Consider the following 25,730-nt stretch of genomic DNA (forward strand, 5'->3'; position numbering starts at 1 on the left):
GGGGTTGTGGTCACTGCGTCGCCGGGCCCAGCACCAGCAGTGCCGTGCCCGCCTCCACCTGGTCGCCGGGGCGGGCCAGGACCTCGGTCACCACCCCGGACACCGGCGCGGACACCCGGGACTCCATCTTCATCGCCTCCAGGGCGAGCAGCGGCTGACCCGCCGTCACGGTGTCGCCCGGCGCGATGTTCACCTGCCAGACCGAGGCCGCGAACTCCGCCTCGATCAGCCGCCCGCCCGGCGGCACCGTCACCTCCGCCGCCGGGGCCACCGGCGCCGCCGCGGCCTCCGCCCGCGCGAACTCACCGGCCGCCTCCCACGCGTCCCGCTCCGCCGCGAACGCCGTCCGCTGCCGGGCCCGGAACGCGGCGATGGCCTCGGCGTCGCGCGCCAGGAAGTCCTGGTGGGCGGCGAGCGAGAAGGTGCCCTCCTCGATGCGCGGGGCGAACCGGCCGGAGACCAGGTCGGCGCGCAGCTCCAGCAGTTCGTCCGCCTCCACCGGGTACCACTTGATCCGGTCGAAGAAGCGGAGCAGCCAGGGCTTGCCGGGCTCGAACGCCCCGCGCTGCGCCCAGCCCGACCAGACCTGGGTGGTCCGGCCGACGAACTGGTAGCCGCCCGGCCCCTCCATGCCGTAGATACAGAGATAGGCGCCGCCGATGCCGACGGAGTTCTCGGCGGTCCAGGTGCGGGCCGGGTTGTACTTGGTGGTGACCAGCCGGTGCCGGGGGTCCAGCGGGGTGGCCACCGGGGCGCCCAGGTACACATCGCCGAGGCCGAGGACCAGATACTCGGCGTCGAACACCGTCCGGTACACGTCGTCCACCGAGTCCAGGCCGTTGACGCGGCGGATGAACTCGATGTTCCAGGGGCACCAGGGGGCGTCGTCGCGGACGCCCGCCATGTAGCGGGCGATGGCCTCGCGGGTGGCCGGGTCGTCCCAGGAGAGCGGGAGATGGACCGTGCGGGACGGGACGACCAGTTCGTCGGTGGGGGGCAGCGAGGCCACCAGCCGCCGTATGCGCGGCAGCAGGTCCCGCTGGGGGAGGCGGGCCGGGTCGGTGCGGATCTGGAGGGAGCGGATGCCCGGGGTCAGGTCCAGGACTCCGGCCGGGGTGTCCGCGCCGACCGCCTCCATCAGGGCGTGCACCCGCATCCGCAGGGCCAGATCGAGCTGCATCGGGCCGAACTCGACGAGCAGGTTGTCGTCGCCGCTGCGGCGGTAGGTGACATCGCCGTCCCGGGCCAGGACGCCCCCGTCGACGATCTCCGGGCGCGGTGAGCCGTCCACCGCGACCGGGGTGAAGCGGACCGTGTCGCCGGGCCGGAGCTGGCCCAGCTTCCAGCGCTCGCCGCTCAGCACGGTAGCCGGGCAGACGAACCCGCCGAGCGACGGCCCGTCCGGGCCCAGCAGCACCGGCATGTCCCCGGTGTAGTCGACGGCGCCGACCGAGTAGGGGGTGTCGTGGATGTTGGAGGGGTGCAGGCCCGCCTCGCCGCCGTCGGGGCGGGCCCAGCGCGGGCGGGGGCCGACCAGGCGCACCCCGGTGCGGGCCGAGTTGAAGTGGACCTTCCACTCGGCGGCGTAGAAGTCGCGGATGTCGTCCTCGGTGAAGAACTCCGGTGCCGCGTGCGGGCCCTCGGCGGCGCCGATGTGCCAGACCGAGCCGAAGACGGGCGGGTCGGCGACGGCCGTGCCGGTGCCGGTCGTGCCGCCGTGCAGGACGTCCCCGGTGCGCAGGGCCCGGCCGCCGTGCCCGCCGAAGCGGCCCAGGGTGAAGGTGCTGGCGCTGCCCAGGAAGTCGGGGACGTCGAGACCGCCCGCGAACAGGAGGTAGGTCCGCAGACCGTGCTCGGCCGGGGCGCCGATCTCCAGGACGGCTCCGGCGGGCACGGTGAACGGCTGCCAGGGGGGGACCGGGACGCCGTCGGCGGTCACCGGGGCGGGGGCGCCGGTGACGCAGACGGTGGTGGCGTGGGTGAAGCGCAGGGACGGGCCCTGGAGGGTGCACTCCAGGCCGGGGGCGCCCTCCGGGTTGCCGAGGGCCTCGTTGCCGAGGCGGAAGGAGCGGTCGTCCATCGGGCCGCTCGGCGGGACCCCGATCTGCCAGAGCCCGGTGCGGCCGGGCCAGTCCTGGACGGTGGTCAGCGTCCCCGCCGACACCACCTCGATGCGCGGGGTCGGGTCGGTGACGTGGGCGAGGGTGGCGGTGGAGTGGGCGGCCGTGCGGAAGTCCGGGTCGGTGAGGGCGGCGCGGACCAGGCCCAGGTTGGTCTCGATGCCGTCGACCCGGGTGGCGGCCAGCGCCGCGTCCAGTCGGGCGAGCGCGCTCTCCCGGTCCGGTCCGTGCGCGATCACCTTGGCGAGGAGCGGGTCGTACGACGTCGTCACCTCCGTCCCGGCCTCCACCCAGCCGTCCACCCGCACGCCCGGCGGGAATTCCACCCGGGTCAGCAGACCGGCGCCCGGACGGTGGTCGCGGGACGGGTCCTCGGCGTACACCCGGGCCTCGACGGCATGGCCGCGGGGCTCGCCGGGCTCCTGGACGACCTCGCGCTCCCCGCGCGCCAGCCGCAGCATCCAGGCGACGAGATCGACGCCGTAGGTCTCCTCGGTGACCGGGTGCTCCACCTGGAGGCGGGTGTTGACCTCCAGGAAGTACGCCTCCTCGCGGGCGGCGTCGTAGACGAACTCGACGGTTCCGGCGGAGCGGTAGCCGACCGAGGCGCACAGGTCGCGGGCGGCGTCGGCCAGCCCGGCGCGGACCCGGTCGGGCAGGCCGGGGGCGGGGGCCTCCTCCAGGACCTTCTGGTTGCGGCGCTGGAGCGAGCAGTCGCGGTCGCCGAAGGTGACGACCCGGCCCTCGCCGTCGCCGAAGACCTGCACCTCGACATGGCGGGCCCGCTCCACCAGCCGCTCCAGGAACACGCCGGGCGTGGCGAAGGAGGCGGCGGCGACCCGCTGCACCCGCTCCCACGCCCCGGCCAGTTCGGCCGCGTCCCGGCAGGCGGACATACCGATGCCGCCGCCTCCGCCGGTCGCCTTCAGCATCACCGGGTAGCCGATGGCGGAGGCGGCGGTGAGGGCCTCCTCCAGGGTTGCGAGGAGTCCGGTGCCGGGGGCCAGTGGCACCCCGGCCGCCTCGGCTGCGGCTCGCGCGGTGTGCTTGGTGCCGAACAGCTCCAACTGCTCCGGCGTCGGGCCGACGAACACGATCCCGGCGTCCGCGCAGCGCCGGGCGAAGGCCGCGTCCTCGGAGAGGAACCCGTACCCGGGGTGGATCGCGCCCGCCCCGGTGTCCTTGGCCGCCGCGAGCACCAGATCGGCGTCGAGGTACGACTCGCGCGCGGGCGCCGGACCGAGCCGCACCGCCTCGTCCGCGAGCCGGACATGGGGAGCGGAGCGGTCCGGGTCGGAGTACACGGCGACGGTCCGCAGGCCCAGTTCCCGGGCGGTCCGGATGATCCGGACGGCGATCTCGCCCCGGTTGGCGACGAGGAGGGTGTCGAAGGTCATGCCGGGGCCCCGATCGTCAGCTCGACCGGCGTCGGCTCGAAGCCGTTGCACGGGTTGTTGATCTGGGGGCAGTTGGAGACCAGCACGAGGACATCGGTCTCGGCGCGCAGGGTGAGGGAGCGGCCGGGCGCGGACAGCCCGTCGACGATGCCGAGCGCGCCGTCCTTCTCGACGGGCACGTTCATGAACCAGTTGACGTTGGAGACCAGATCGCGCTTGCCGAGGCCGTGCCGGGCGCCCTCGGCGAGGAAGTTGTCCACGCAGGCGTGCTGGGACCAGGTGTGATGGCCGTAGCGCAGGGTGTTGGACTCCTTGGAGCAGGCGCCGCCGACGGTGTCGTGGCGGCCGACCTCGTCGGCGGTCACCGTCATCAGCGGGGTGTGCTCGCCGGAGAGCAGCACGCTGCCGGTGCCGAGGAACAGCCCGCCCTGGGCGTGGATCGTGTCGGGCGCGCTGTAGCGGACGGCGGTGTCGTGGGCGTCGTAGACCAGGAAGTCGACGGCCTGGTTGCCGTGCAGATCGGTGATCGTGAGGGTGTGCCCGGCGGGGATCACGGCCGACCAGGCGGCGCGGGCGGGGAGGACGGAGGGGGCGGCGGGGGCGGCCGGGGCGTCGGCGGGGTCGGCGGGGGGCGGGGCCGGGGTCGGGCGGGTCGCTTGGGCCGGGGGCGGGGCCGGGTGGGTCGCGTCGGCCGGAGGCGGCGTCGGGCGGGTCGCCTCGGCCGCGGACGCGGACCGTGTGCCGTGATGCTGCTCCGGTGTCATGCGAGCCCCCTCGCGGCGAGGAATTCGGTGGTGTTGAGGAAGGCGCGACGGCCCTCGGGGGTGGCGTCCCAGAGCGGGTCGCCGGGCCGGGTCGGGGCCGCCCGCCAGGCCAGCACCTCCAGCGCGTTGCACACGTACTCCGCCCGCGGATCGACCGGGTGCGGCACATTGGCGAGCAGAACGGTGACGTCCTGCTCGGCGCGCAGGGTGACGCTCGCGCCGGGGCCGGCCGAGCCGGTGAAGTCCAGGGCGCCGTCCTCGCGGACCTCCACGCCCTGGAAGAAGGAGAGCGAGGGCGGCAGATCGCGGGGTTCCAGGCCGTTCTTGGCGGCGGCCAGCTTGAACAGCTCGCGCCCGGCGGGGGAGGCGGACTGCGGTGTGCCGTCGCCGTAGCGGGCGGTGTTGCGGGCCAGCGCGGAGGTGCCGCACAGGGCGTCGTGGCGGCCGGAGGTGTCGGCGGTGACCGAGGCCAGCACCCGGCCCTGGTCGGACAGCAGCAGCACCCCCTCGCCGAGATAGGCGTTCCACTGCACCTTCACCGTGTCGGCGGTGTTCAGCCGCTCCCAGGGGCGGTCGGCGGCGTACAGCAGCAGATGGGCGCAGGCGTCGCCGTGCGGGTCGGTGAGGCGCAGCTCGGTGCCGCGGGCCAGCACCCGGTGGGTGTAGTTGCCGCCCGCGACCGTCTCCGCCCACACCAGATGGCCGGCCTCGCAGGGCGGGGCGGGCCAGTCGGCGGCGGGGACGACGGGCATGGCCTCGGCCCGGGTGCCTTCCTGGGCCCGCGCGTGCGCTCGCGCGCCGTACGGGGTGGCGGTCGCCATGGGGATCCTCCGGCGGGATGGGGCGGGAGAGACAAGAGGGGACATGCATTTCTGTCGCTCGACAGAAATTAGGGGCGGGCCGGGTCGCGGGCGTTGCCCGGATGTTCCCGGGGGGTTACCGATCCCTCACGGCGGGCCGGAGGCGGGGGCGGGGAGCCCGGAAGGGCGGCGGGGCCGGTCCGGGTCCGTGATCGTCATGACCCGCCCTGTGCGACGATCGGACCCATGGGGACCACGGGTGGTGCACGGCGGGTCGGGCGGCCGAGGGCCGCGGGGCGCCCGGACAGCGGGCTCGCGCCCCGGGCCGAACTGCTGCGGGCCGCCGCCGAGTTGTTCACCACCCTCGGCTACGCGGCCACCTCCACCCGGGCCGTCGCCGAGCGCGCCGGGATGCGGCAGGCGTCGATGTACCACTATGTCTCCGGCAAGGAGGAACTCCTCGCCGAGCTGCTGGAGTCGACGGTCACCCCGTCCCTCGCCTGTGCCCGCGAACTCCTCGCCGACGACAGCGGGCCCGCCGAGCGGCGGCTGTGGGAGCTGTGCCGGACGGATGTGGAACTGCTCTGCGGGGGGCCGCACAATCTGGGCGCGCTGTATCTGCTGCCGGAGGTGCGCAGCGAGCGGTTCGCCGGATTCCACGCCGTGCGGGCGGAGTTGCGGGACGCCTACCGGCAGCTCCTGGCGGCCACGGACTCGGGCGGCACCCTCGGCAAGGGGGATCTGGAGCTGCGCACGGATCTGGTGTTCGGGCTGATCGAGGGAGTGATCCTGGTCCGGCGCTCGGGACCGGACCGGCCGGTGGCGCAGTTCGCGGCGGCCACGGCGGACGCGGCGCTGCGGATCGCCGGGGGCTGACCCGCGTCACCCGTCCGGGCGAAGGGGTTTCGCATGCCCGTGCGCCGTCACGGAGTGTGTGCTATCCGATGCCGAGCGTGCAAATGGGGTCGAGGGTACTCCTGCGCGGTGCCCATTTCAGGGGCTTGCCGAAGATGACCCGACGGTGATGCGCCCCGGCTAAGCTCGCCCGCAGCGCACCGAGTTGAGTTGAAATCGTGCGTTTGTTCCCAAGATATCGAAGGTCTCGAACATCCAGAAGACCCCTTTTCAGAATTCCCCCCGCACAGTGCCTCAAGCACGCCCGCCCGAGATCCCCGTCGATTCGCTTCCGAGGGCCCACATGGTGAGTGTTCAACCCCCACCCCGACGCCGCGAAGTCCCCGCCGCGCGCCTGCTGCTGCCGCCCGCCCTGCTGATGGCCGCGGCGACCGGAGCCGCCGCCCTGGTGGCACCGTCCGCGCGGCTCGCGGTCGGTGTCTGCGGTGCCGTGGCCACGCTGCTGGTGACCCTGACCGCCACCGAGGTGGTGCGCCGGGGCCGGGCCCTGCGGGCACTGAGGGCCGAGCACGCCCAGCACCTCGCGCAGCTCGAATGCCGGATCGAGGAGCATGACCGGCGCATGCTCTATCTCGCCACCGACATCGTCCCCGGCGCCATCGACCACATGCGCAAGGGCAACTCCATCGGCGAGGTGCTGAACCAGCTCGACGAGATCGAGGCCGGGTGGAGCGGCATCCCCGAGGTCCAGAAGGAACTGGTCCGGCTGATGCTGCGGATCGTCGACCAGGAGGAGAACCTCCGCGACTCCGCCCAGCGCTCCTTCGTCAACGTCGCCCGCCGGGTCCAGGCCATCGTCCACCAGCAGGCCAACGAACTGCGGGAGATGGAGGAGGACCACGGCACCAACCCCGAGGTCTTCGACGACCTCCTCCGCCTCGACCACGGCACCGCGCTGATCGGCCGCCTCGCCGACTCCATCTCGGTGCTCGGCGGCGGACGCCCCGGCCGCCAGTGGCCCGAGGCCGTCTCCATGTACTCCACCCTGCGCGGCGCGATGTCCCGCATCCTGGAGTACCGCCGGATCTCGCTCGACAACATCGCCCGCATCAGCGCCAAGGGCATCTATGTCGAGCCGATCATCCACGCCTGCGCCGAACTCTTCGACAACGCCACCCGCTACTCGCCCCCGCACACCAAGGTGCATGTCACCGCCGTCGAGGTGCAGAGCGGACTGGCCATCGAGATCGAGGACGGCGGCATGGGCCTGGGCGAGGAGTCCCGGGCCGGTGCCGAACAGATGCTCGCCAACGCCATGATGGGCGTCGACATGCAGGAACTCGGCGACAGCCCGCGCCTCGGCCTCGCCGTCGTGGGCCGCCTCTGCGCCCAGTTCCACATGCAGATCTCGCTGCGCACCTCCGCGTACGGCGGGGTCCGCGCGGTCCTGGTCGTCCCGATGACCATGCTCACCCATGAGCGCGGCGTCGGTCTCGCGCACGGCATCGGCGCCACCGGCGTCCCGGTCACCATGGAGGCCCTCGAAGGCCCCGCCCGGCCGGCCAAGACCCGCCGCCCCACCAGCCCGAAGATCCCCGCCGGGGTCTCCCTGGAGGACGACGTCCCGGTCGTCACCGAGTGGACCGCGAACGGCCTGCCCCAGCGCCGCAGCCGCGCCACCGTCCCGATCACCCAGCGCATCAAGGAGCAGTACGCCGCCCAGTACGCCGCCGAACGCGCCGAGAAGGCGGAGCGCGAGGCCCGCGAGGCCGCCCGCGCCGCCGGGATCCAGCGGCCGGAACCCGAGCCGGAGCAGGAGGAGTTCGTCGCGCCCGGCGCCTGGGTCGAGTCCTTCTGGGAGGGCCTGAAGAAGGATCTGCCGCCCGGCACCCACCCGACCGACTTCACCCGGAACCCGACCAAGTACCTCCACCTGATCGACGACGACCCGGCCCGCGACAAGGCCGACGACGAAGGGGACGTCAAGTGACGTACCGGGCCAACTTCGACTGGCTGCTCAAGGATCTGTACGACGGGGTGCCCGGCATCGAGATGATCGTGGTGCTCTCGGCCGACGGACTGCGGCTCGCCCGCTACTCCGGCGACCCCGACGCCGCCGACCGGGTCGCCGCCGCCTGCGCCGGCATGCAGAGCCTCGCCAACGCCGTCGCCCAGGAACTGCCCGGCAGCGACGGGGAGATGAACCTGATCGTCATCGAGATCGACCGCGGCTACTTCTATCTCATGGCGGCCGGCGCCAACGCCTATCTCGCGGTCCTCTCCGACATCACCTGCGAGCCCGGCATGATGAGCAACCGCATGCGCGACCTGGTCGTCCGGATCGGCGCCCATCTCACCAGTCCCGCCCGGCACAGCAACGGGCAGACCGTATGACGGCTCCGAAACGCCGGCGGCGTCACCCCCAGGCCCCCCCTCAGCCACCGCCCCCGTCACCGCCGGGCGCCAACCGGACCGGGCACCCCGAGAACCCGGCGCACCCCGCCCGGACCCCGGACGCCCCGCCCGCACCCGACCGGACCCCCGACACCCCGCCCGCCCAGGACGGCCCCAACGGCCGCAACCCCGAGCGGTTCTACGTCATCGGCGGCGCCGACGGCGACCGGGCGGGACTGGACCTCGTCACCCTGGTCGTGGCCCGCGCCGAGGACCCGCCGCCGTCCACCACCCCTGAGCAGGCGGCGGTGCTGCGGCTGTGCGCGGCGCCTCTGTCCGTGGCCGAACTCTCGGCCTATCTCAGCCTTCCGTACAGCGCGGTGACCGTTCTGCTCACCGACATGCTGACGGCCGAACTGGTCCAGGCGCGGGCCCCCATCGTCCGGCAGGCGCTGCCCGACCGTTCCCTTCTCGAAGCGGTGATGCATGGACTTCAGCAGCTCTGACACCCTTCCCGGCCCCCGCACCGAGGACCATCTGCCGCACACGGCCCAGGCCGCGGTGAAGATCGTGATCGTGGGCGGGTTCGGGGTCGGCAAGACCACCATGGTCGGCTCCGTCAGCGAGATCAGACCGCTGACCACCGAGGAGACCATGACCCAGGCCGGGATCGGCGTCGACGACAACCGGGGCTCCGACACCAAGACGGCCACCACCGTCGCCATGGACTTCGGCCGCATCACCGTTTCCGACCGGCTCGTCCTCTACCTCTTCGGCACCCCCGGCCAGGAACGTTTCTGGTTCCTGTGGAACGGCCTGTTCGAGGGGGCGCTCGGCGCGGTGGTGCTGATCGACACCCGGCGCCTGGAGGTCAGCTTCGACGTCATGGGCCGGCTGGAGGAGCGCGGGGTGCCCTTCATCGTCGCCGTGAACACCTTCCCCGACGCCCCCCACTACCCCGTGGAGGATCTGCGCACCGCCCTCGACCTCGCCCCGGAGATCCCCATCGTGGAGTGCGACGCCCGCCGCCGCGCCTCCAGCCGGGACACCCTGATGACCCTCATGCGCTTCCTGCACAAGCTCGCCATGGCGGGCGCCCTCACCTGACCGCCCCCTCTCCGGAGCAACCCCCGTGACCTCAGACACCCACCCCTCCCCCTCCGACGCCGCCCTCCCCGGCGTTCCCCCGCCCGGCTGCCCCGCCCACCGCGGCGGCCCCGGCGGACCGCACCGCCTCTACGGCCCCGAGGCCCTCGACCTCAGCGGCCTCTACGAGAAGCTCCGCGCCGAACACGGCCCCGTGGCCCCCGTACTGCTCCACGACGACGTGCCCATCTGGGTGGTGCTCGGCCACGCCGAGAACCTGCACATGGTGCGCACCCCCTCGCAGTACACCCGCGACAGCCGGATCTGGACCCCGCTGGCCGACGGACGGGTCAAGCCCGACCATCCGCTGATGCCGCACATCGCCTGGCAGCCCATCGCCTCGCACGCCGAGGGCGACGAGCATCTGCGGCTGCGCGGCGCGGTCACCGGCGCCATGTCCACCATCGACCACCGCTCGCTGCGCCGGCACATCTACCGGCACACCCAGCGGCTCGTGAACCGGTTCTCCGAACGCGGCACCGCCGACCTGGTCAGCCAGTTCACCGAGCATCTGCCGATGGGCGTGATGTGCGAGATCCTCGGCATGCCCGACGAGTACGGCGACGAACTCGTCGCCGCCGCCCGCGACACCCTCAAGGGCACCGATACCGCCATCGCCAGCCACGCCAAGCTGATGGCGGCCCTCAGCAGGGTCACCACCCGCCGCCGCGCCGAGCCCCGCGAGGACTTCACCAGCTATCTCGTCCGCCACCCGGCCGGACTCAGCGACGACGAGGTCCGCGAACACCTCCGGCTGGTGCTCCTCGCCTCCTACGAGGCCACCGTCAACCTGCTCTCCAGCGTGCTGCGCATGGTCCTCACCGATCCCCGCTTCCGCGCCCAGCTCAACGGCGGCCAGATGACCGTGCCCGAGGCGGTCGAGCAGTCCCTCTGGGACGAGCCCCCCTTCAGCACGGTGTTCGCCTACTTCGCCAAGCAGGACACCGAACTCGGCGGCAAGCGCATCAAGCGCGGCGACGGCCTCCTCTTCGCCCCCGCGCCCGGCAACATCGACCCCCGGGTCCGGCCCGACCTCACCGCCCATATGCAGGGCAACCGCTCCCATCTCGCCTTCGGCGGCGGCCCGCACGAGTGCCCCGGCCAGGACATCGGCCGCGCCATCGCCGATGTCGGGGTCGACGCCCTGCTGATGCGGCTGCCGGATGTGGAACTCGACTGCGCCGAGGAGGAACTGCGCTGGACCGAGTCCATCGCCTCCCGCCATCTGGTCGCCCTGCCGGTCACCTTCGGCCCCCGCCCGACCCAGGACATCCAGTCGCCCCCGGCGGTCCGGCACGCGGCACCCCGCCAGCACTGGGAGATCGTCTCCCCGAAGCCCGGCCCGGCGCCCGACCTCCGCTCCCTCACCAGCACCCCGCCCCCGACCCCCACCGAGCCCCCCGCGCCCCCGCAGCAGGCCCCGGAACCGAGGCCCGGCGCCTGGCGCCGCTTCCTGCGCTGGTGGCGGGGGGAGTCCTAGGGCGGGTCGGGCGTCGCGACGCCGCGGAGATCCGTCGCACACGCCCTGGCCCTAGCCCTCCGCCCAGCCCTCCGGGTCCGTCCAGGCCGTCAGTTCCCGGGTGCTGCGCAGCCGGTGCTCGACGCCCGTCACCGGGTCGGTGAACTCCAGGGACCGGGCCAGGAGCTGGAGCGGTCGCCGGAAGTCGCCGTCGGGCACCGGCGGGGCCACCTCCGGGTACAGCGGGTCGCCGAGGATCGGGATGCCGAGGGCGGTCATATGGACCCGGAGCTGATGGGTCTGTCCGGTCGCCGGGGTCAGCAGATACCGGCCCAGCCCGTCGGCCCGGTGCTCGGCCAGCGCGATCCCGCTGACCGCGTTCGGCTCGCCCGGCACCTCCCGCGCGGCCAGCACCCCGCGCTCCTTCAGGATCCGGCTGCGCACGGTCCGGGGCAGCACCAGCCCCGGATCGTACGGGGCCACCGCCTCGTACTCCTTGCGCACCCGCCGCTCCGCGAACAGCCCCTGATACGCCCCGCGTTCGGCGGGCCGTACCGTGAACAGGACCAGGCCCGCGGTCAGCCGGTCCAGGCGGTGGGCGGCGCCCAGCTCCGGCAGCCCCAGTCGCACCCGGAGCAGGGCCAGCGCCGACTGCACCACATGACCGCCGCGCGGGGTGGTCGCCAGGAAGTGCGGCTTGTCCGCGACGACGAGATGCTCGTCCCGGTGGACGATCCGGATCGGGAACGGCACCGGCACCTCGTACGGCAGCTCACGGTGGAACCAGACGTACATCCCCGGCACGAAGTCCGCGTCCGCCGCCACCGGCCGCCCGTCCGCGCCGACGATCAGGCCCGCGTCCAGCATCCGGTCCACCACCCCGGGCCCGGCCCCCGACAGCCGCTCCATCAGATACGCCCCGGCCGACGCCCAGGGCCCCTCGCGCGGCAGCCGCATCCGTACCGGATCGATCCCGTCGCGCTGGGGCAGCGGGGAGGGCGGGGGCACGGGGCGGCGGCTCATGGTGGGTTCAGGGTACGAGGGCCGCGGTCGTGCGGCGTGCGCGCCACAGGCGGTATCCGGCGCCGGCCGCGACCGTGACGGTGAGGAAGAGGAGGGTGAACCACTGGAAGTACCAGTGCCCGCCCGCCGGGTCGTACACCTCCGCGCGGGGCCAGGCCAGGTTGACGGTCATGAACAGGCCGTAGAGCAGGGCCAGGGCGTTCACCGGGACGCCCCAGCGGCCCAGGGAGAACAGGGGGGCGCCGGTCTCGTCGGTGCCGGTGCGGGGGAGGCGGCCCCGCAGGCGGGCGACCAGGAGGGGGCCGGTGACCATGGCGTACGCCAGGTACAGCATCACGATGCAGGTGGTGCCGATGGCGAGGAACGCCTCCGGGGAGGCGAAGTTCAGCAGCAGCAGGGCGGCGGCCAGCAGGCCGACGATCACGGCGGGGGCGTGCGGCATCCCGGTGCGCGGGTTGACCTTGGCGAGGCGGCCGGAGAAGGGGAGCTGGCCGTCGCGGGCCATGGAGAAGAGCATCCGGCAGGCCGAGGTCTGGATCGCGAGGGTCGCCACCGCGATGGCCACCGCCACATCGGCCAGCAGCAGCCGCCCGACCCCGTCCCCGAGGCTGCTGGTCAGGACATAGCTGAGGCCGTCGACCGCGAGGCGGCCGTCGGTGAGGCTGGGCGCGGCCAGCAGTCCGCCCAGCACGATCAGCCCGCCGAGCAGGCCCGCCGCCGCCAGCGCGGTGAGGATGGTGCGCGGCGCGGTGCGCCTCGGGTGGTGCGTCTCCTCGCTCATCTCGCCCGCGCTGTCGAACCCGATCATCACGTACGCCGCCGTGAACGAGCCCACCAGCAGCGCCCCCAGCAGCCCGGACTCGGCGCCGCCCGTCATGTGCAGGGTGATGCCGGGGGAGCGCTCGGCGTGGGTGAGGAGCAGGACGACGATCAGGATCGCGCCGATGATCTCGGCGGTGACGCCGATCCGGTTGACCGCCGAGAGGACCCGGTTGTCCAGGACGTTGACGAGGGTGGTGAGGGCGAGGAGCGCCACGCCGAGCACGGCGGCGTTCGCGGCGCCGTCGGCGGAGGTGGGGGCGGGGTCGGTGCCGATGAGCTGGAAGCCGGACCAGATCGGGGGCAGCACCATCTGGAGGGCGAGCGCCGCCGCCGCGACGACCACGATCTGCCCGATCACCATGATCCAGCCGGCGAACCAGCCGAAGACCGCGTTCGAGAGCCGGGTGGACCACTGGTAGATCGCGCCGGAGATCGGGTAGCGGGCGGCCAGTTCGGCGAAGCAGGCGGCCACCAGGAGCTGTCCGGCCAGGACCACCGGCCAGGTCCAGAAGAAGACCGTGCCGCCGAACGCATAGCCGATGGTGAAGAACTGGAAGACCGTCGTCAGGACGGAGATGAAGGAGAACCCGGCGGCGAAGGAGGCGTACTTGCCCAGGCTGCGGTGGAGTTCCTGGCGGTAGCCGAACGCGGCGAGGGAGGCGTCGGGGGCGGCGGCGGTGCCGGGGGAGTGGGGCGGGTCGGGGCGGACGTCGGAGGGAGCGGTGGTGGTCACGGCGGCACCTGCCTCGGGCACGGAGGGTTCTGGTGGCGACGGGAGCGCCGGGCGCGGGGGACGCGGGGGGAACCGGGACCGGGATTCCTGTCGAGTGACAGAAATTAGGGACCGGCTGTTTCGGCCGCGTCACGCCGGCGTGTCCGCTCCGGGCCCAACTCCTCACGCCGCCGGGCGGGCGCGTCGATCGCGTTATGTCGTGACGGCCGGGGGCGTGACAGCGCGAAGCGGCGGTACCCGTCGGGGTACCGCCGCTTCAGAGGATGTTCAGGAGAGTGCCGGGAGGGGTGCTTTCGGGAGCGTGCCGGGAAGGGGGCTCTCGGGAGAGTGCCCGGAGGGGGCTACGCCGCCGTCTGCTCGCCGCTGCCCGCCGCCGGCTCCTGCTCCGCCTCGATCCGGGCGTTCCAGTCCCGCTTTGACGCCTGCCAGCCGTCCTCGTCGTGGCCGAGCCGCCAGTAGCCGGAGATGGAGATGTCCTCGCGCGGGATCTGGAGCTCCATCCGCAGCATGCGGCGCAGTTCCTTCACCCAGCCCGCCTCGCCGTGCACGAACGCGTGCATCCGGCCGTCCGGGAAGGACAGCCCGCGCACGGCCGCGATCAGGGCCTCGCCGACCGGGCGGGAGCCGCGGTGCAGCCAGACGACCTCCGCGTCCGAGTCGATCTTCTGCTCCTCCTCGGGGCCGGAGACCTCCACGAACGCCCGCACCCGAGCCCCGCCCGGCAGCGCCTCCAGGGCGGTGGCGATGGCCGGCAGCGCGCTCTCGTCGCCGACCAGCAGATGCCAGTCGGCGGCCGGGTCGGGGGCGTAGGCGCCGCCGGGGCCGAGGAGGCGCACGGTCTCACCCGGCTGGACCCGCAGCGCCCAGGGCCCGGCCAGGCCCTCGTCGCCGTGGATCACGAAATCCAGGGTGAGATGGCGCAGGACCGGGTCCCAGGCGCGCACGGTGTAGGTGCGCGTCACCGGCCACTGCTCGCGCGGGAACTCGTCCCGGATGCGCTGGATGTCGAACGGCTCGGGGTAGCTCACGCCCTGCGCCGGGAACAGCAGCTTCACATAGTGATCCGTGCAGGTGCCGGCCGCGAAGTCGGCCAATCCGTCGCCGCCGAGGACCACCCGCTGCATATGAGGAGTCAGCCGCTCGGTGCGGACGACCTGCGCGGAATGCGGCTTCGGCGGCCTGCGGGCCGGACGTGCTGCCATGACAGCCTCCCTGCTGTTCCATGCTTAGGTTTACCTAAGTTAGCACTCTGTTCTGTTGTTCCGCCGCAGTTGAACACGGGCGTGACCATGATTTTGGATAGCGGCCGGCTCTCGCACCCGCGCGGAGCAGGGCATTTACCTATCGTCGGTTTTTTTCCGGGAACGCCGAACGCCCCCAGTGCAACGCCGAACGCCCCGAGTGCAACGCCGGATGCCGCACGTCGAACGTCGCACCCCGGGGGAGCGCGGTGGTGCGCGGTGGTGCGCGACGGTGGGGCTCAGGCGACCGCGTCCAGGGTGAGCAGCAGCCGGCGCAGGGAACCGCCCAGGTTCCAGCGGTCCCCCAGTCGCTCCACGGCCGCCGGGTCGCGCGGAGCGCGCGGCAGCACGGTGTCGACCTCGGGCAGCGGTACGTCCCGCGCGACCCGGACCACCGTCGGGGCGACCGCCACATAGGGCCGCGACTCGGCCAGCCGCTTGCGCTGCGACGGCGTCAGCTTCGCCTTCGGGTCGTCCAGGGCCGCCATGATCCCGGCCAGGTCCCCGAACTCGGCGATCAGCTTCGCCGCCGTCTTCTCCCCGATGCCGGGCACCCCCGGCAGACCGTCGCTGGGGTCGCCGCGCAGCAGCGCGAGATCCACGTACCCGGGCCCGTCCACGCCGTACTTCTCGCGCAGCACCGCCTCGTCGGTGAGCTGGAGCGTGCCGACGCCCTTGATCGGGTACAGCACCCGGATCCCGCGCCCGTCGTCCACCAACTGGTAGAGGTCGCGGTCGCCGGTGACGATGTCGACCGGGCCGGTGGCCCGCGCGGTGAACGTGCCGATCACGTCGTCCGCCTCGTAGCCCGCGACGCCGACCCGGGCGATGCCCAGCGCGTCCAGCACCTCCTCGATGACCGGCACCTGGGGGGACAGGGTGTCGGGCACCTCCTCCTCGTCCGGCCCGCTCTCGCGCTCCTCGGCCACCCGGTGCGCCTTGTAGGAGGGGATGAGGTCCACCCGCCACTGGGGCCGCCAGTCGGCGTCCATGCAGGCCACCAGATGGCTCGGGCGGTGGTCCCGGACCAGGCGTTCGATGAACTCCAGCAGGCCGCGCACGGCGTTCACCGGCGTGCCGTCCGGGGCCTTCACGGACTCCGGGACGCCGAAGTAGGCGCGGAAGTAGAGGGAGGCGGTGTCGAGGAGCATCAGCTTTCCGGTCACCCTTCGCATCATGCCGCACGGCACTGACAGCGGCCTCCGGCGACTCCTGCGGCGGGGAACGGTCCCGGGTGGCGGCGGTGGACGGTCCCGGGAGGCGGCGCCGGGAGACTGCCGGGCACCCCACCCCGCCCCACTCCCCCCACCCCCTCAAATCAACCCCCCACCCCTGTGACCCCCGCCACTTTTCGTTTGGCCGGAAAAGGTCGGGGCAGGCGCCGCCTCGGAGTGATGCCGGTTGCGGATTCAACTGCCCCGACCAGGACGCGAACCGTCCGGCGTCACTCCTGTCCTTGCCCCCGAGACAAGAGGTTCGCGTGTCATCCAGGCTTGAGGCCGAGCACCTGTTCAAGGTGTTCGGGAGACGACCGGACAGTGCCGTACAGCGGCTCCGCGACGGAGCCGACCGGGAGGAACTGCGCGCCGACGGCACCACCGCCGCCGTGATCGACGCCTCCTTCACCGTGGAACCCGGTGAGATCTTCGTCGTCATGGGCCTGTCCGGGTCCGGCAAGTCCACCCTGCTGCGCATGCTCAACGGACTGCTGGAGCCGACCGCGGGCACCGTCCGCTTCGACGGGCAGGACCTGACCGGGCTGGACCCGCGCGCCCTGCGCGAGGTGCGCGCCCACAAGATCAGCATGGTGTTCCAGCACTTCGCGCTCTTCCCGCACCGCAGTGTGCTGGAGAACGCCGCCTACGGGCTCGCCGTGCAGGGCGTGCCCCGGGCGGAGCGGGAGCGGCGCGCCGCCGAGGCCCTCGCCCTGACCGGTCTCGAAGGCTGGGAGAAGTCCTGGCCGGACGAGCTGTCCGGCGGTATGCAGCAGCGCGTCGGCCTGGCCCGCGCGCTCGCCACCGACGCGGATCTGCTGCTGATGGACGAGTCCTTCAGCGCCCTGGACCCGCTGATCCGCCGGGACATGCAGGACCAGCTCCTCACCCTCCAGCGCACCCTGCGCAAGACCATCGTCTTCATCACCCACGACCTCAACGAGGCCATGCGGCTCGGCGACGGGATCGCCGTGATGCGGGACGGCCGGATCGTGCAGAACGGCACCGCCGAGGACATCCTGCTGCGCCCCTCCAACGACTACGTGGCCTCCTTCATCCAGGACGTCGACCGCTCCCGGGTGCTCACCGCCGAGGCCGTCATGGAGCGGGAGCTGCGCGGCGACGAGGCCGACTGCGCCTGCCCCACCGCCACCCCGGACACCCCGTTCGACGAGCTGTGCGCGCTCAGCGCCAGAACGGCCCACCCCGTCGCCGTCCTCCGGGGCCGCGAACTGGTCGGCGTCGTCCCGCGGCGGAGACTGGTCGCCGTGGTCGGCGACGAACCCGGCCCGCCGCGCCCCTGCGGCTCCCCGCGACCCGCGACCGGCAAGGGCGGCGGGAAGGTGACCGCCCGTGCCTAGAATCCCCTTCGGCGACTGGGTCAACAGCACCGTCGAGTGGCTGCTGGACAACGTCGCCTGGCTGTTCGACTTCCTCAAATCCGTCTTCCTGGGCGTCTACGACGGCATCGACGCCGTCCTCCAGGCCCCCCAGCCCCTCCTGCTCGCCGGGATCTTCGCGGTGATCGCGTGCTGGCTGCGCGGCACCCTCGCCGGGGTGCTCTCCTTCGCGGGCTTCGCGTTCATCGACTCCCTGGGCCTGTGGGAGAACGCGATGATGACCCTCTCGCTGGTCCTCGTCGCCACCCTCATCGCCCTGGTGATCTCCGTGCCGGCCGGTATCTGGGCCGCCCGCTCGGGCCGGGTGAGCGGGCTGATCCGCCCGGTGCTGGACCTCATGCAGACGCTGCCCGCGATGATCTACCTCATCCCGGCGATCCTGTTCTTCGGCAGCGGCGCCCCGGCCGGCATCGTCGCCACCCTGATCTTCGCCCTCGCCCCCGGCGTCCGGATGACCGAACTCGGCATCCGCCAGGTCGACAAGGACCTGGTCGAGGCCGCCGAGGCGTTCGGCACCAGCCGCCGGGACATCCTGCTGCGGGTCCAGCTCCCGCTGGCCCTGCCCACCGTCATGGCCGGTGTCAACCAGGTCATCATGCTGGGCCTGTCCATGGCCGCCATCGCCGGCATGGTCGGCGCCGCCGGGCTGGGCGCCGATGTCAACGAGGCCCTCGGCCAGCTCAATGTGGGCCTCGGCTCCGAGGCGGGCGTCGCCATCGTCATCCTCGCGATCTACCTCGACCGGATGACCGGCGCCCTCGGCACCCAGGTCTCGCCGATGGCCCGCCGCGCCGCCGCCCGCGCCCGCGCCGCGCACACCTCGTACGCCCTGAAGGTCTGGTCGTACCGGCCCCGGCCGGTCGTCGCCATGGCCGGGGTGCTGGTGCTCGCGCTCGTCGCGGGCGGGCTCGGGATCTTCGGGGGCACCAAGGACGGCACCGGCACCGCCGACGCGCAGAACGTCGGCAAGGGCCAGAAGCTCACCGTCGGGTACATCCCCTGGGACGAGGGGGTCGCCTCCACCTTCCTGTGGAAGGAGATCCTGGAGCGGCGCGGCTACGAGGTCGAGGCCAAGCAGTTGGACGCCGGGCCGATGTATACGTCCCTGGCCGCCGGGGATCTCGATTTCGAGACCAATTCCTGGCTGCCCACCACCCATGAGCAGTACTGGAAGAAGTACGGCGACCGGCTGGAGGACCTCGGTGCCTGGTACGAGGAGACCTCGCTGGAGCTGACCGTCCCCAGCTACATGGAGGACATCGACTCCCTGGCGGACCTCAAGGGCGAGGCGGGCCGGTTCGGCGGGAAGATCACCGGCATCGAGGCCAGCGCCGGTGAGATGGCCCTGCTGAAGAGCAAGGTGCTGAAGGAGTACGGCCTGGAGGGCGAGTACCAGGTCGTCGACAGCTCCACCCCGGCGATGCTCGCCCAGCTCAAGCGCGCGTACGCCAAGCAGGAACCCATCGTCGTCACCCTCTGGTCGCCGCACTGGGCGTACAACGACTACGACCTGAAGAAGCTCAAGGACCCCGAGGGCGCCTGGGGTTCGGGCGACGGGGTGCACATGCTCTCCCGCCAGGGCTTCACCGACGACCACCCGGTGGTGAGCCGGTGGCTGCGCGACTTCTCCATGACCGAGGAGCAGCTCACCGGCCTGGAGGCCGAGATCAACACGGCCGGCAAGGGCAACCAGCAGGACGCGGTCCGCGCCTGGCTGGAGCGGAACCCTGGTCTGGTGGACCAGTGGGCGCCGGTCGGGAACGCCACCGGCGGTGACACCCCCGCCGAGGCCGAGCGGCCGGTGAACGTGGCCTGGTTCCCCTGGGACGAGGACATCGCCATCACCTACCTCTGGAAGAACGTCCTGGAGCGGCGCGGCTACACCCTGAACCTGAAGCAGATGGACGTCGGCCCGGTCTACACCGGCCTCGCCGCCGGGGACCTGGACCTCAACTTCGACGCCTGGCTGCCGCACGCCCAGAAGAACTACTGGGACAAGCACAAGGACCGCCTCCACGACCTCGGCACCTGGTACGAGCCGACCTCCCTGGAGATCGCCGTCCCGTCCTACGTCAAGGGCGTCGACTCGCTCGCGGACCTCAAGGGCAGGGCTGATCTCTTCGACGGCCGGATCGTCGGCATCGAGCCCGGCACCGGCGAGATGGACCTGCTGAAGAACGAGGTCATGCCCGGCTACGGCCTGGAGGGCGAATACCGGGTCGTCGACGGCTCCACCCCGGCGATGCTCGCCGAACTCAAGCGGGCGTACGCCAAGAAGGAGCCGATCGCCGTCACCCTCTGGTCACCGCACTGGGCGTACAGCGAGTACGAACTGACCAAGCTCAAGGATCCGCGCAAGGCGTTCGGCGAGGGCAACACCATCCGGACCATCTCCAGCGAGGCGTTCCCGGACCGGTATCCGCAGCTCACCGAGTGGATCAAGGGCTTCCGGATGACCGAGGACGAGCTGGGCACCCTGGAGGCCGAGATCAAGAACCGGGGACAGGGCAAGGAGGAGGAGGCCGTCGCCGCCTGGCTGGCGGACCACCCGGACATCGTGGGCCGGATGACACCCGCCGGGTAGCGCTGCGGGCGGTTCCGCACGCATGACGAGGTCGCTCTTGATGGTGACGGTCGGATTCCGGCCAATCACGGAGAGCGACCTCGTCGCGTCAACCGGCGCACGCATGTCCAGGAATCCGGCGCGCGACCCCGTGACGTGCGCCGGACCGGCCCCGCCACACTCTCCGCCCCCCGCCGGGATGGCGCGAACCGCGGGGCGGGACCTCGGACAATGTGTCGGCGATATGACGCCCGCCGGAAACGGTTTGCCGAACATGCGTAGGGTGCAGAGAACTCATCAGGAGAACTCATCCGGAGAACTCGTCAAGAGGGCTCATCGGGAGGGCTCGTCGGGAGAGCTCGCCGGACTCGTCGGGAGAACGCGCCGAGCGAGATCGTCGCAGGATGGGATCGAAGCACCCGGACCGACGCGCGAAGGAGGGAGCCGGAGCGATGGGTGACCACAAGGAACAGTCCCTGCGGGTGGGCGCGGCCGTGCGGCGCCGCCGCCGGGCCCTGGATCTGACCCTCGCCGTGGTGGCCGAGCGCAGCGGCCTGTCGGTGCCCTTCCTCAGCCAGGTCGAGAACGACCGGGCGCGGCCCAGCCGCGGTTCCCTGGAGAAGGTCGCCGACGCCTTGCGCACCACTGCCGTCGAACTGCTCGCCGCCGCCGACCCCGCCTGCACGGTCGATGTGGTGCGCGCCGAACCGGCCGGGCCCGCCCCGGCCCCCCAGTCGCGCTCCCTGGTGCGCGGCCACCACCAGATGCAGGCCACCGAGTACACCGGCGACCACGAGGCCGGCCGCGAGTTCCAGCACCGCAACGACCAATTGCTCTACGTGGCCGACGGCGCCGTGGAGATCGAGGCGGAGGGCCGCGCCTACCGGCTGGGCCGCGGCGACTCCCTGTACCTGACCGGTGGCGTACGGCACCGCTGGCGCGCCACGGTCCCGGAGACCCGGGTGCTGGTCGTCGCCGTCGCCGAGCACATCGCCGCCGTCGAGGACCGGCCGTAGGCTCTGCGGCGTGCTGCGTGTCGTCTCCCTGGTGCCCTCGCTGACCGAGGCCGTCGCCACCACCCTGCCCGGGGTGCTGGCCGGCGCCACCGACTGGTGCACCCATCCGCCCAGACTGGACGTGCCCCGGATCCGCGGCACCAAGAACCCCGACGTCGAACGGATCATCGCCCTCGCCCCCGATCTGGTCGTCGCCAACGAGGAGGAGAACCGCGCCCCCGACCTGGCCGCGCTGCGCGGGGCCGGGATCGAGGTCCTGGTCACCGAGGTGCGGGACGTACCGCAGGCGTTCACGGAACTCGACCGGGTGGTGACCGCGTGCGGCGCCCGCTCCCGCCCCCGCTGGCTCGACGACGCCGAGGCCGCCTGGAGCGCCCTGCCCGAGCCGGAGCACCGGACCACCGCGATCGTGCCGGTCTGGCGCCGCCCCTGGATGGTCCTGGGCCGCGACACCTTCGCCGGGGACGTTCTGGCCCGGCTCGGCGTCGACCATCTCCACGCCGACCACCCCGAGCGCTACCCGAGGATCCCGCTGCCCGACCTGCTGTCGGCCCGCCCCGACCTGGTGGTCCTGCCCGACGAGCCCTACCGCTTCACCGCCACCGACGGCCCCGAGGCATTCCCCGGCGTGCCCAGCGCCCTCGTCAGCGGCCGGCACCTGACCTGGTACGGCCCCTCCCTCGCCGAGGCCCCACGACGCCTGGGCGCGGCGCTCCGCGCCTGACGGGGGGCGGGGTCGGGAGCGGCGGGCGGGGGCGGCGTCGGCGCGGCGCTGCTCCCCTTGGACGGAGCCGGGGTCGGCGTCGGCGTCAGCGCAGCAGCGCCCCGCCCAGCACCCCCCGCGCGGTACGTACGGCCGCCGTCAGCCAGGCCGCCACCAGCACCGCGTACAGCAGCACCGCCAGCCCGCCGAAGGCCGGCAGGCCGGTGTGCCGGGCCAGCGCCGCCGCGCCCGTGACACAGGTGCCGACCGGGAAGGTGAACGCCCACCAGGTCATCGTGAACCCCATCCCCAGCCGCCGGGCCCGCACCACATGCGCCGCCGCCAGCACGAACCACAGCAGCGCGAACCCCATGACCGGCACCCCGTACAGCACCGCGAACACCCCGAACCCGGCCGCGTACGGCTCCGGTACGACCCCCGGTGCCACGTCCGCGAAGTTCCCGGCGGCGGTCGTGGACTGCCCGAGCGGGCCCAGCACCAGGAACAGCGCCGGGGTCAGCGCCGGTGGCAGCGGACCGCCGGTCAGCAGCCGGGCGAACACCAGCGGCAGCATCAGCAGCGTCGCCAGCAGACTCGCCCCGAACATCGCCACGCAGGCCAGCAACAGCGTCGCGCGCGGCTGCCCCGGCGGCAGATGCGGCACCAGCAGCGGGCCCAGCGCCGCCGACACCATCGGCGCCACCAGCGGCAGCAGCCACACCGGACTGGCCTCGCCGGGCCCGGTCCGCCCGCGCACGGCCAGCAGATACGGGACGGTCACCGCCGCCGCCAGCCCGATCGCCGTCCCGGCCGTGAACAGCACGGCGTCCAGCGCGACCGCCGCCGTCGTCCCGATCCAGTCCGCCCCGACCGTCACCGCGCCCCCGCCGACCGCCAGCAGCGCCATCGCGAGGCAGCCGTAGAACGGGGCCATGCCGGGGTCGCGCAGATGGGCGCGGGCCTGGTCGGCGTGGTGGCGCCAGTGCAGCGCGCGGGCCACCAGGAGGGTCAGGAGCAGCAGCAGGGACAGCGCCCACACCGCCGCGCACAGGGTCCGCAGTCCGGGGACCCGGACGGGCAGCGCGGCCCCGGCGGTGGCGACGATCGCGGTGCCCATGACGGCGGCGTACCAGTTCGGCCCGAGGTGACGGACGGCCGGTACGCGGGGCCGGCCGTCCGTGATGACGGGCGCGGCGGGGGATGTGACGGGGGACGTGGTGGGGGGCCCGGTGGGAGAGGGGAGGGCGGCGGTGACCATGTCCCCACGGTCCCGCCGGGACGGCCCCGGCCGCCAGGGACGCCCACCCTATGGGGACATAAGCTTGAGTTATGAGCAGCCCGGAGGAACAGCGGCGGGAGCGGATGGGACAGGGGCGGGTGGGACACGACCGGACGGGGCACGACCGTACGGGGCGGGAGCGGACGGGGCGGGAGCGGACCGGACACGGTGTGCCCGGTGAGGGGCACCGGCCGCCGTCGCCGGAGCACGGCGGCGGCCTCGCCCACCGGGTGCCCGACCTCGGGGCGCTGGAACTGCTCCTCGCGGTGGCCCGGCTCGGCAGCCTCGGCGCCGCCGCCCGGGAGACGGGGGTCAGCCAGCCCGCCGCCAGCAGCCGGCTGCGCTCCATGGAACGGCAGCTCGGCGTCGCCCTGGTCGACCGTTCACCGCGCGGCTCCCGGCTCACCGACGCGGGCGCGCTGGTCACCGACTGGGCGCGCCGGGTGGTGGAGGCCGCGGAGGCGTTCGACGCGGGCGCCCAGGCGCTGCGCGACCGCCGCGACTCCCGGCTCCGGGTCGCCGCCAGCATGACCATCGCCGAGTATCTGCTGCCCGGCTGGCTGCTGGCGCTGCGCACCCAGCGGCCCGACACCGCGGTGTCGCTCCAGGCGGGCAACTCCGCCGCGGTGGCCGCGCTGCTGCTGTCCGACGAGGCCGACCTCGGGTTCGTGGAGGGGCTGACCGTGCCGAGCGGCCTGGACTCCGTCGTCATCGCCCATGACCGGCTGATCGTCGTCACGGCACCCGGCCACCCCTGGGCCCGCCGCCGGCGCCCCCTGGAGGCCGCGGAACTGGCCGCCACCCCGCTGATCCTGCGGGAGCGCGGCTCCGGCACCCGGCAGGTCCTGGACACCGCCCTCGGCGGCCTCGCCCGCCCGCTGATCGAGCTGTCCTCCACCACCGCCGTCAAGGCGGCGGCCGTCGGCGGCGCGGGCCCCTCGGTGCTCAGCGAACTCGCGGTCCGCGACGAACTCGCCCTGCGCCGCCTGGTGAGCGTCCCCGTCGAGGGCGTCGCCCTGACCCGCGACCTCCGCGCGATCTGGCCGAGGGGCCACCGCCCGGTGGGCCCGGCGAGGGACTTGCTGACCCTGACGCGCGGGTAGGGCGGCTATCCAGCCTCCCCGCTATTGGTCCCCACCCTCCCCCCGACCGACCCCCGCCGCCTCCATCAGCGCCTCCATCACCCGCACATCCGTGCCCACCTCCGGATGCCACTGCACCCCCAGCACCCAGCCGCCCCCACCCTCACGCCCGTCCCCGCCCCCCGGCAGCTCGACGGCCTCGACCGTGCCGTCCGCCGCGTGCGCCGCCGCGACCAGCCCCGCGCCCAGCCGCTCCACCGCCTGATGGTGATGCGTGGGGACGTCCGTCGGCTCCGGCACCAGCGCCGCGTAACGCGTGCCCGGCACCGGTCGCACCGGGTGCGTGCCGAAGACCCCGACCGTCTCCACGTGCCCGTCGAGATGCTGGACGAGTGTGCCGCCGAGGGCGACGTTCAGCAGTTGCATGCCCCGGCAGATCCCCAGCAGGGGCACCCCGGCGGCCAGCGCCGCGTCGATCAGCGCCAGTTCCCACGCGTCCCGCTCGGGTGCCGGGGGCCCGGTGCGGGGGTCGCGGACGGCGCCGTAGCGGGCGGGGTCGACGTCGGGGCCGCCCGCGATCACCACACCGTCCAGTCGGGCCACCGCCGCCGCCGCGTGCTCGGGCGCGTCCGGGGGCAGCATCGCGGCGAGCCCGCCCGCGCGCTGGACCAAGCGCGGATACCCGGCGTCCAGCAGCGCCGCCTCCACCTCCCAGGCACCCCAGCGCACCCCCGTCTCCAGATAGGTGCTGACGCCGATCAACGGCCTCCCGGTCATCCGTCCTCCGCTCCGCGCTGTCGGCTGCTTGCTTCCGGCGTCCGCAATGGGCCGGACTCATACCTTTGGGTCCGGTCATGAGACACCCTCGCTCCCCGCCACCCCCCACGGCAAGACCCCCGCCACCCCACGGGAAGCACCCCCCTCGACAACACCCACGCCACCCCACGGGAAGCCCCTCGGCACCACTCACGCCAAAAACCCCCGCAGCAGCGCCGCCGTCCCCGCGCAGTGCTCCCGCATGATCTCCCGCGCCCCGTCCGTGTCCCCGTCGAGCACGGCGTCGACCAGGGCCGCGTGCTGGCGCTGGGAGTGCTCCAGGTTGCGCACCAGCAGCGGGATGCAGTCCAGCAGGTCGTTCACGGTGGCCCGGACCGCCGCGTACTGCGCGGTCAGCGAGGCCGACCCGGAGAGTTCGGCGAGCGCCAGATGGAAGAGGGTGTCCCGGCGCCGGTACTCGGCGGGCGGCGCGTCCCGGGTGCGGGCCAGCGCCGCACGCAGCCGCTCCGCGCCCGGTTCCGCCAGCCCGTGCGCGGCGCACAGCTCCGCCGCCCCCACCTCCAGCACCTCCCGGAACCGCAGCACGTCCTCGATGTCCACCTCGGCCACCCGCCGCCGCAGCTCGTCCTCGCCGCCCGCGTCCGCGCGGGCCCGCACGAACGTGCCGCCGTAGCGTCCGCGCCGGGACTCGATCAGCCCCTGGTCCTGGAGCACCCGCAGCACCTCCCGCAGCGTCACCCGGCTGATCCCGAGCCGCTCCGACAACTCCCGCTCCGCGGGCAGCCGCCCACCGGCCGGCACCAGTCCGAGCCGGACGACCTGGAGGATCTGCTCCAGCGCCTCCTCGAAGCCGTTGCCCGCCCGCACCGGCCGCAGCACCGGCGTCAACCGGTCCGCGAATCCGTCCACCCGATGCACCGGCATACGGCCGTGCCCCCTTCC

General features: G+C 73.3%; 21 protein-coding genes. 11 read left to right on the forward strand and 10 right to left on the reverse strand.

Going from position 1 to position 25,730, the window contains the following annotated elements; all coding sequences use genetic code 11:
• Positions 1-10: 10 nt before the first annotated feature.
• The 3 genes from AB0O01_RS18445 to AB0O01_RS18455 are packed head-to-tail and all read right to left on the reverse strand — an operon-like array spanning position 11 to position 5,102.
• Positions 11-3,517, reverse strand: a complete 3,507-nt coding sequence (locus AB0O01_RS18445) for a 5-oxoprolinase/urea amidolyase family protein (RefSeq protein WP_365314601.1) — start codon at positions 3,515-3,517, stop codon at positions 11-13.
• Positions 3,514-4,281: an urea amidolyase associated protein UAAP2 gene (locus AB0O01_RS18450; protein WP_365314603.1), complete on the reverse strand. Its 768-nt coding sequence runs from the start codon at positions 4,279-4,281 to the stop codon at positions 3,514-3,516. Before AB0O01_RS18450 ends, AB0O01_RS18445 begins: the two co-directional genes overlap by 4 nt.
• Positions 4,278-5,102: an urea amidolyase associated protein UAAP1 gene (locus AB0O01_RS18455; RefSeq protein WP_365314605.1), complete on the reverse strand. Its 825-nt coding sequence runs from the start codon at positions 5,100-5,102 to the stop codon at positions 4,278-4,280. Before AB0O01_RS18455 ends, AB0O01_RS18450 begins: the two co-directional genes overlap by 4 nt.
• A 225-nt stretch (positions 5,103-5,327) precedes the next feature.
• Here AB0O01_RS18455 and AB0O01_RS18460 point away from each other — a divergent pair, with 225 nt between their 5' ends.
• The 6 genes from AB0O01_RS18460 (at position 5,328) to AB0O01_RS18485 (ending at position 10,956) form a co-directional block, all read left to right on the forward strand.
• The gene (locus tag AB0O01_RS18460) at positions 5,328-5,957 is read left to right on the forward strand and encodes a TetR/AcrR family transcriptional regulator (protein ID WP_365314607.1); all 630 of its coding nucleotides are present in this window, start codon (positions 5,328-5,330) and stop codon (positions 5,955-5,957) included.
• A 322-nt stretch (positions 5,958-6,279) separates the two neighbouring features.
• On the forward strand, positions 6,280-7,926 hold the full coding sequence (locus AB0O01_RS18465; RefSeq protein WP_365314609.1) for an ATP-binding protein: 1,647 nt from the start codon (positions 6,280-6,282) through the stop codon (positions 7,924-7,926).
• Positions 7,923-8,330, forward strand: a complete 408-nt coding sequence (locus AB0O01_RS18470) for a roadblock/LC7 domain-containing protein (RefSeq protein WP_362754033.1) — start codon at positions 7,923-7,925, stop codon at positions 8,328-8,330. Before AB0O01_RS18465 ends, AB0O01_RS18470 begins: the two co-directional genes overlap by 4 nt.
• Entirely contained in the window at positions 8,327-8,836 is a 510-nt protein-coding gene (locus AB0O01_RS18475) for a DUF742 domain-containing protein (protein ID WP_365314611.1), read from the forward strand. Before AB0O01_RS18470 ends, AB0O01_RS18475 begins: the two co-directional genes overlap by 4 nt.
• On the forward strand, positions 8,817-9,437 hold the full coding sequence (locus AB0O01_RS18480; RefSeq protein ID WP_365314612.1) for an ATP/GTP-binding protein: 621 nt from the start codon (positions 8,817-8,819) through the stop codon (positions 9,435-9,437). Before AB0O01_RS18475 ends, AB0O01_RS18480 begins: the two co-directional genes overlap by 20 nt.
• A gap of 25 nt (positions 9,438-9,462) precedes the next feature.
• A complete protein-coding gene (locus tag AB0O01_RS18485) occupies positions 9,463-10,956 on the forward strand; it encodes a cytochrome P450 (RefSeq protein WP_365314614.1) in 1,494 nt (497 codons plus the stop codon).
• Between the two features lie 51 nt (positions 10,957-11,007).
• Here AB0O01_RS18485 and AB0O01_RS18490 read toward each other — a convergent pair whose 3' ends face one another.
• The 4 genes from AB0O01_RS18490 to AB0O01_RS18505 all read right to left on the reverse strand — a co-directional run bounded on the left by AB0O01_RS18490 (position 11,008) and on the right by AB0O01_RS18505 (position 15,929).
• Positions 11,008-11,958, reverse strand: coding sequence for an RluA family pseudouridine synthase (locus AB0O01_RS18490; protein ID WP_365314616.1), 951 nt, complete (start codon positions 11,956-11,958; stop codon positions 11,008-11,010).
• A gap of 7 nt (positions 11,959-11,965) precedes the next feature.
• A complete protein-coding gene (locus tag AB0O01_RS18495; protein ID WP_365314617.1) occupies positions 11,966-13,513 on the reverse strand; it encodes an amino acid permease in 1,548 nt (515 codons plus the stop codon).
• A 341-nt stretch (positions 13,514-13,854) separates the two neighbouring features.
• Positions 13,855-14,715 carry a siderophore-interacting protein gene (locus AB0O01_RS18500; protein WP_365314619.1) on the reverse strand — a complete coding sequence of 287 codons (861 nt, stop codon included), beginning with the start codon at positions 14,713-14,715 and terminating at the stop codon, positions 13,855-13,857.
• A 278-nt stretch (positions 14,716-14,993) separates the two neighbouring features.
• A complete protein-coding gene (locus tag AB0O01_RS18505) occupies positions 14,994-15,929 on the reverse strand; it encodes a 5'-3' exonuclease (RefSeq protein ID WP_365314929.1) in 936 nt (311 codons plus the stop codon).
• Positions 15,930-16,234: 305 nt separating this feature from the next.
• Here AB0O01_RS18505 and AB0O01_RS18510 point away from each other — a divergent pair, with 305 nt between their 5' ends.
• The 4 genes from AB0O01_RS18510 (at position 16,235) to AB0O01_RS18525 (ending at position 21,671) form a co-directional block, all read left to right on the forward strand.
• Positions 16,235-17,329, forward strand: coding sequence for a betaine/proline/choline family ABC transporter ATP-binding protein (locus AB0O01_RS18510; RefSeq protein WP_365314620.1), 1,095 nt, complete (start codon positions 16,235-16,237; stop codon positions 17,327-17,329).
• Complete coding sequence (locus AB0O01_RS18515; RefSeq protein ID WP_365314622.1) at positions 17,322-19,952, forward strand: ABC transporter permease/substrate binding protein; 2,631 nt, start codon at positions 17,322-17,324, stop codon at positions 19,950-19,952. The genes AB0O01_RS18510 and AB0O01_RS18515 overlap by 8 nt, the downstream gene beginning before the upstream one ends.
• Before the next feature lie 431 nt (positions 19,953-20,383).
• Positions 20,384-20,947, forward strand: a complete 564-nt coding sequence (locus AB0O01_RS18520) for an XRE family transcriptional regulator (protein WP_365314623.1) — start codon at positions 20,384-20,386, stop codon at positions 20,945-20,947.
• Positions 20,948-20,960: 13 nt separating this feature from the next.
• Positions 20,961-21,671, forward strand: coding sequence for a helical backbone metal receptor (locus tag AB0O01_RS18525; RefSeq protein ID WP_365314931.1), 711 nt, complete (start codon positions 20,961-20,963; stop codon positions 21,669-21,671).
• 85 nt (positions 21,672-21,756) lie between these two features.
• Here the strand turns inward: AB0O01_RS18525 and AB0O01_RS18530 are convergent, their stop codons facing one another.
• Positions 21,757-22,908, reverse strand: a complete 1,152-nt coding sequence (locus AB0O01_RS18530; protein ID WP_365314625.1) for a TDT family transporter — start codon at positions 22,906-22,908, stop codon at positions 21,757-21,759.
• A gap of 71 nt (positions 22,909-22,979) precedes the next feature.
• Here AB0O01_RS18530 and AB0O01_RS18535 point away from each other — a divergent pair, with 71 nt between their 5' ends.
• Positions 22,980-24,032, forward strand: coding sequence for a LysR family transcriptional regulator (locus AB0O01_RS18535; RefSeq protein WP_365314627.1), 1,053 nt, complete (start codon positions 22,980-22,982; stop codon positions 24,030-24,032).
• A 21-nt stretch (positions 24,033-24,053) separates the two neighbouring features.
• On the opposite strand, the gene AB0O01_RS18540 is transcribed toward AB0O01_RS18535, so the two are convergent.
• Positions 24,054-24,788: a gamma-glutamyl-gamma-aminobutyrate hydrolase family protein gene (locus tag AB0O01_RS18540; protein WP_365314628.1), complete on the reverse strand. Its 735-nt coding sequence runs from the start codon at positions 24,786-24,788 to the stop codon at positions 24,054-24,056.
• Positions 24,789-24,977: 189 nt separating this feature from the next.
• A complete protein-coding gene (locus AB0O01_RS18545; protein WP_365314629.1) occupies positions 24,978-25,712 on the reverse strand; it encodes an FCD domain-containing protein in 735 nt (244 codons plus the stop codon).
• Between the last annotated feature and the right edge of the window lie 18 nt (positions 25,713-25,730).

Origin of the sequence: Streptomyces sp. NPDC093252 (assembly GCF_040683675.1) — a bacterium.
Classification (GTDB): domain Bacteria; phylum Actinomycetota; class Actinomycetes; order Streptomycetales; family Streptomycetaceae; genus Streptomyces.